The organism is Streptomyces durocortorensis, assembly GCF_016901035.1.
In the GTDB taxonomy this organism is placed as follows: domain Bacteria; phylum Actinomycetota; class Actinomycetes; order Streptomycetales; family Streptomycetaceae; genus Streptomyces; species Streptomyces durocortorensis.
This window is the reverse complement of sequence record NZ_JAFEUF010000596.1, coordinates 1-268: the sequence shown is the minus strand read 5'-3', so window position 1 is coordinate 268 and position 268 is coordinate 1. Positions and strand designations below refer to the sequence as shown.

Sequence of the window (268 nt, the reverse complement as noted above, 5' to 3'; positions counted from 1 at the left end):
GCCGTGTCGGGGGTAGGCGCTGCGGTCTGGGAGGCCGTTTCGGTGGCGAGGTAGGTGTTCCACCACTCGTTGTCGCGGGCGGTGCGGGACCAGAACGTGCGGAAGGCCCACCGGGTCTCGTCGCCGGTGCCGACCGGGCACCGGACGCGCCGCAGATACCCGGCGACGGACAGGGCGTTCAGGGCTGTGCCGATGGCCTGCTGTCCGTAGAGCGGGAGTTGCTTGGCCAGTTGCTTCACGCTCATCGCCGCGCCTTCGGGGAGGTGGT

At 70.5% G+C, this 268-nt stretch carries 1 pseudogene; it reads right to left on the bottom strand.

The features are described from left to right. Positions 1-268: pseudogene (locus JS521_RS36215) on the bottom strand (MarR family transcriptional regulator); the annotation flags it as partial.